General features: G+C 57.7%; 4 protein-coding genes. All 4 read left to right on the top strand.

The window, feature by feature from the left end:
• A partial coding sequence (locus tag AC13D2_RS05780) for a type VI secretion system Vgr family protein (protein WP_482938341.1) occupies positions 1 to 1,141 on the top strand: 1,141 nt, incomplete at its 5' end.
• A 10-nt stretch (positions 1,142 to 1,151) separates the two neighbouring features.
• Positions 1,152 to 1,694: a DUF4123 domain-containing protein gene (locus AC13D2_RS05775; RefSeq protein ID WP_292048643.1), complete on the top strand. Its 543-nt coding sequence runs from the start codon at positions 1,152 to 1,154 to the stop codon at positions 1,692 to 1,694.
• 39 nt (positions 1,695 to 1,733) lie between these two features.
• On the top strand, positions 1,734 to 5,615 hold the full coding sequence (locus AC13D2_RS05770; protein WP_482938340.1) for a hypothetical protein: 3,882 nt from the start codon (positions 1,734 to 1,736) through the stop codon (positions 5,613 to 5,615).
• Complete coding sequence (locus AC13D2_RS05765; RefSeq protein ID WP_292048641.1) at positions 5,608 to 6,606, top strand: hypothetical protein; 999 nt, start codon at positions 5,608 to 5,610, stop codon at positions 6,604 to 6,606. The genes AC13D2_RS05770 and AC13D2_RS05765 overlap by 8 nt, the downstream gene beginning before the upstream one ends.
• Positions 6,607 to 6,675: the final 69 nt, after the last annotated feature.

Raw genomic sequence — 6,675 nt, 5'->3', positions numbered from 1 at the left:
TGAACAGCCTCAGGCCCTGGAAGAGGACGGCAACAACGGCGCCACCACCTACCACAACGCCTTCAACGCCATCCCGGCGGATCGCACCTGGCGGCCCCGGGTGGAACACCGCCCGATGATGGACGGCCCCCAGATTGCCCTCGTCACCGGCCCCAAAGGCGAAGAGATCCACTGCGACGAACACGGCCGCGTCAAAGTCCGGTTCCCGTGGGACCGCTACAGTAACAACGACGAGCACAGCAGCGCCTGGCTCAGAGTCAGCCAGGGCTGGGCCGGTGGCCAGTATGGCTTCATGGCGCTGCCGAGAATCGGCAACGAAGTCATCGTCAGCTTCCTGGACGGCGACCCGGACCAACCCATCATTACCGGAAGAACCTACCACGCCACCAACACACCGCCGTACGCGCTGCCGGAACATAAAACCAGAACCACCCTCAAGACCCAGACCCACAAGGGCGAGGGCAGTAACGAACTTCGGTTCGAGGACGAAGCGGACAAGGAACAGATCTACGTCCACGCCCAGAAAGACCTGGACTTGCTGACGGAGAACAACCGCACCGAAGTCATCAAAAACGACAGCCACCTCACCGTCGACAACCACCGCAAGGCCCACATCAAGGGCAATGACCACACCACGGTGGATGGCGAGAAACGGGAACAAACCGGCAAGGACCACAGCTTCAACGTCACCGGCACCCTGCACCTGAAAGCCGGCACCGCCTGGCTCAGCGACTCCGGCACCGAACTGCACATCAAGGCCGGCCAGAAGACCGTCATCGAAGCCGGTGCGGAAATCACCCTCAAGGCCGGCGGTAGCTTCGTGAAGATCGACCCCAGCGGCGTTGCCATGGGTGGTGCTGCCATCAAGCTGAATGCCGGTGGGGCACCGGGTAAGGGCAGCGGGCAGACGGTGCAGGTGCCGGAGATGCCGGGGTTGGTGGAGAAGAATGGTGGGGCCGTTGCGCAGGTGGAGATTGCGGACGTTGGCCAGCGGGCGAATGCCGAGCCCAAACCTGTGGTCGCCCATCGCCTGAAGCAGGCAAGGATGAACCGTGCAGTTGTGGTAGAGGAATGTCAGGAGCAGCCGGATGGTTCCTGTCCATTAAATGACTGTCCTTGTGGCAAGTCACAGACGGCGTGAAGGGGGGCTTATGGCAGGGCGTTCAAAGCCGGGCGACGACATTCTTTATCTGATACTGGAAAGCGCGGGACGTAAATCGTTGTTGCAAACGCTTTACGAGCAATGTGAAGCGCCAGTATGGCAGTTGTTATTCAGTGAAACGCGGTGGGCCCCCTATGAGGATGAAAGTCCGCTTTTCATCCAGGTAACCCGAAACGGTGGCTTACATCGGTGGGCCTTGAAAGAACTCGGAAGGACCGGTGAGCTCAGGGGTTTGATTATCGAGTCCGATGCCAGCCTTGAGGCAGTCCTACAGTGGGCGAGGGCGCGTCTTACGGTGACGCTGGGCGACACCAGAAACGGCCTGTTGCGCTTTTACGATCCATTGGTGTGGCATAGACTGGCGCCCCACGATACCGGCAGAGAAGGCACCGTGAAGCGTGTGGTTTACTGGCATGGCGGCCCCGAAGATGGTAGTTGGTTGACCAGCCATAATCCGGAACCGGTAACCATGGTGGGAGCTCCCACGTTGGAAGCGGAACAACTCCAAAACCTGAATCTGGCCCGTGCTTAAGCATCGGGCCAGCAGTCATAAACTTAAGGGATGACATGGATGTCTGAAACAAAATCAGGTCAGAACTCCGGAAGTTGCGGCCCCGCTTGCGAGGGGGATACGCTCATCGTCGAAGTGCTGGGTAAGGATCATCCGGAGGGTCAGGAACTCCGCATACTTCATCATGGCAACTCGGCTCACCACAGTGCCATTGACGACCAGGTAGGCAAAGAAGCTCTGGATTCGAGCGTCCTGCGTGTCTGGCCCTGGGAGAATAGTCCGCAAGCAGATGTGGCGCTTGAAATTGCGACGGATGAGGGTGGCCCTCTACTAATACCGCTATACAGCCTTCCAGATGTAACTCCACGGCAACTGATTCGTCAGAAACTGGTACTTGCGCCATTTGTGCCGCTCACTTTGGTGGAGCGGGAGGAGCCCATTGTGGGCGTGCCGGCACAACAAATTGTCTCGGCAAGGTCGGGCTATCTGTATTTGTTCCGGGATAACCAGTTGTGGCGTGAAATACATATATCCCAAGGTGACGAAGGGCAACTCAGTTTTCGGGATGTACCGCTGAGCAACTACCGGGAAGAAGGTCAACAGCGCCTGACTGCGAACATGCGACCGCCCACCTCAGTACCCCTGGAAGAAATCTGGGTACCAGTGAACTACTATCGCACAAGTGCCACCTACGCCAGTGATGTCAGAGTGGCTTGGTCCGAGGTCCAGTGGTCCGCTGCTCGCATTGATTTCCTGGAAAACGATGGGTCCGCTTTAAACGAACGGGTCCAAAGGATTGTGCAGCGGCCCGATGTCCGCTGGAACCCGCGGTTTGCGGAACTTGTCGCCCTGGATGAAGTGAAGCCTCAGCGAGGCCGCCAACCCCTGCTTGAAGAACAGTTGCCATGCACTTTCGAATTCCTCACCGACCTTGGTGGCAAGTATGGGCTGGATTGTTATCAACTGGCTGTCGAGGAACAGAAAGGCTTCTTTGCCGGCGGGGAGGATGCAGAAGACGCATGGCGCGAAAGTCAGTATCGGAACACAGACCTCGGCCCCACCGCTGCAATACGGAATATGGCGTTGCAGGACCTGGCTGGCGAGACGGGGGAAGTAGCATCCGAGGAAGATAGCAGTTGCTCCGTGTGGGAGAACATTGGCGAATCTGTAGATATCTTTGAGGGCTGCCGTATCAGGGGTGTGTTCGGGATCGTCGTTTACGATGAACTGTATGAAATCCGCAAGGCCATGGCCCGCACCAGCGCTGGAATGCTGTACCAGAAGAATATCCGTGAGTGGTCGGGGCGACAGCCCCATTACCAAAGTGCCGAACTGGTTGAACAGTCGATATTGCCGGAGACTCTGGGTGGGCAGCCAAACCCCCTGAACGAGCATTCCGAACACCTCGACCTGTCCCTGACCGGAAAACTCGAACGGGCCCTGCATCGGGCTTACCGTGCCCAAGGCATTAACACGATCAAGGCTGCACAGCGCAGGCTGCTCGCCCTGGTGCAGGACGACCGCAACCAGACCCGGCTGGCCGACCTGTTTTCACTGGAGGGTGGAGACTACCTGAGTGGCTTCGTACTGACGGGGCAGCTGTTCAATGCCCTGCAGCACGACGCCGAGGCCGCCGACAAACCCTGGCTGGCCGGCAGCAACCCGGACTGCGACACCCGTTGCAGCGGCCGCCTGACCGACCCGGATGACAGCCCCTCCGTGGAAGGCTCCCAGCTCATTATCGATATTGCAAAGAAGGGCTCGAACCATCCATTGCATGGCATGCTGTATCCGAGCTCAAAAACTGTGCCGCTGAATCAGTCCTATGAACCGCCAGAGCCGGATACCAACCCCGGTGATGGCCGGTTCCGCCCAGCAGCCTTTGCCCAACTGGATGTGGACGGCGAGCTGCCGGCACTGGAAGACATGCAGACCTTGGAGGGTGCCTCGATGGTTGCCTTGACCGATCAAGGGGCCTTCGACTCCCTCGCTCACCTGAGAGCGGTCACAAAAGCCCTTGATGGGATCAGTGGCCAACTGATGGATCAGTTCAGCAAGGCGCGGAAGCGTATCCTTGGCGACATGATGCGCATCGACCTGGATATCCACGGCCCCATGGCTCGTGCCCTGAAGGCCATGAACCCCTCCTTGCTTGGCGAACTTCACCTCCTGCCCCAAGGATCGCAGGGTCTGAATATGGTCCTGCTGGGTGTGGAAGACCCGGAGATCGGACTGCGTAACGGCCTGACGGAAGCGGAGCGTGACTACTTCAACCGCAACAATCGAAGCGGCCGGTTCCTGGGGGAAATTCAGGACAACGAAGGGCGAATCATTGGCAGCACCAACTCCAACCGCGTGCCGGGTGGGGTAGATGCCGGAGAGTCCGGAAGGTTCCACGCCTTCATGGCGCCGGTCGGTTCAGAATTGGTGAAGAACTACCGAGATGTGCGGAAGCAGATTAGCCAACAGCGCAGCCTTGGCAAGACTTTGGACGGGCTTGGTTTGCCTTATGTGGTTTTGGGGTTTGAGCTTTGGAACTTGGACAACGTAGCTGATAATTACAACAAGCTTCTGAGAAGCCGAGGCGAGGGACGGGCTAACGCCGAGACTATTTCGGCAGTAGCGGACACTATTTTTGCGTCAATGGCCGTTGCCGAACAATTGTCCAAGAAATTGGCAAACAGCACCGTTATTGTTCGCCAGATGAATCGGGTTGTCTTTGATGTTGAAAAGGCCGTAGTCGCTGGTCGAATCTCCAAGGCGTTTGGTAGCCGCTTGCCGCGGGCTTTAACGCTGCGCATGGCGTCAATTTCGGTATTGGCCATACTGGATGCGGGAATTCGAGCAGCGGATTCCCTTCATTATATGCAAACAGGGCAAATAGCCTCGGCGGTCGCCATGGGGGGCTCCAGCGTTGGCGCCTTATTGTCGGGCTGGGCCAGCGTGTCGCTGATGAGTTCCGGTACTGCAGCGTCCTCCAGTGCCGGGGCCGTGTTGGGCTTGAGCACTCCGGTGGGCTGGGTCGTCTTGGGTGTTGGCCTGACTTTGCTCATTGGTGGGTCTATTGCCGCCAGCCTGCTCGAAGACGACGAACTGGAATCCTGGTTGAAGAATGGGCCGTTTGGCGACTACCGAGACTCGTCGTATGAGCATTTGTGGAGAGAGGCCCCTGAATCCGATGGTCTGACTGTGGATGAAGAAGCACCGGAATCCTCCGGTGGGTCCTGGTCCTGGCTGCCCTGGGTGGTTGACACGCCTGAAGAACCAGCACCAAAACCTGTACCGGAGCGGGAGGCTTTCTATCGACTCGCCAATATCCTGGCCGGAGTCCGGATTGAGGAATCAATTCACCATGTGGATGCTGGTGAGGCGTATCGTTTGGCGGAGGCCCACCTCGAAGGCCAGGCATCATCGGCTTCTCGACAGGAGGTGAGTGCATTGCAAGAGGAACTGACCAAGACCAATTTCCGCGTAGTGGTCAGAAGCAACCTGGCGAGCGTGGTGGGCGATACTGCACTCAAGGTATACATTCGTCGCCTCAAGGAAGAGCATCGTCCAAATCCTCCCTCAGGAGGGACTTTAGTGGCAAAGAGCGAATTGCAGGAATCCACCAATAAACATTGGTGGATCTACCGCAGGGCCTTGCCGGATGGAATGGAGTATTGGCTTCATACTCCCGGGCCGGAAGGGCTGGTGTTTCATGAATGGAAGGTACGGGCACGGCTAGTTGCCAGTCTGGGCACAGACCGGGATTATGTGTTTCCGGCGCCGCCCGTCAGTGATCCGCAGGTGTACCAGGAGAGCAAGCATGGCAGCCATGACGCCCCGGACTTTGCCAGGGACGACGCCCCGTTCTGGGCCAACCTGACCACCAACCGCAGAGCGCTGAGTGCTCGGGCCTATCGTGACCGTAACACCGTAGAGGAAGCTTCCAATGGCTGAGACCGCCTATTACAGCCAGACCGCCTGGGACCCTGAGCGAGACGAAAGGCCACGCCGTCGAGGGCAGTTGGATACCCGCTCAAAAAATTTCCGGTTCCAGTGGGCTGCGGGGCAAAAGCTGCCCAAACAATACCTACCTGATGTGGTGCCGGGGGATTTTATGGAAACTTGGCCTCCAGGGCAGGATGAGGACACCAACTGGTATGTCGAAAAAGGGTCCGGTAAAGAGAAAAATAAGGAGCCGATTGCCTGGGTCAATCAGGAAAGCATTCGCTATGCGACATTGCCGAGTTCGTCTTGGCGGTGGTTGATATTGAAGGCACTTGCGAAGTTTACAGTGTTGGCAGGAATACCACTGTTGCTTTTGAACTTTCTTTTCGTGGTGTTTGTGCTGGGAGCCCCCCCCGGGCCCCATATTTTAAAGTTTGTCATTCCAGCCCTGATGTATGTTGGTGGCCCATGCGCCTTGATTTGGAGTGGAGTGAACCTCATCGAACGCCTCTTCCCCGGCTGGATCTATAAGGATCCCCAAGGCCCCCTATGGGAGTTCAACCGCCGTACCGGGCTAGTCACGGTGTTTCGTAACCCCAAGAATAAGCGGGACGCCGGGCAGGTCGCCTGGCAATCCCCGTTCTCGGAATTCGATGGCTATGTCCACAGCGGCCCTACTCATCAAGGGCTGCCGCTGTATTACGGGGCCATGGTCCACCGATACCGGGAAGAGGCGCTGACCCTGACCGCCTTCCAAGCTGCTTCCGCCAACGACGAAGACCACAAGGCATTATGGAACTTCTGGCTGCAGTACATGGACAGTACCGCGCCCCTGCCGGATATCCCCCTGTTCGAGCCCCACCGCCACAAGGATCCGGTGACGGCTGAACACGACAAAGCTACTGGTCGCCATCCCCGGTATTGGCGAGACATGGATGAAGTCACTTACAAACAGAAAACAGATGAGATTTACAAGAAGTGCCTGAAGGTGTTCGGTTAGGTGCATGTGCTCGGCCAGTATATTGGAGCCCGGATTTCGGATAAGCATCCACTAGGCTGGCAACTCACC

This window comes from Marinobacter sp. B-12 (assembly GCF_056857915.1).
This window is presented reverse-complemented; position numbering and strand designations above follow the sequence as displayed.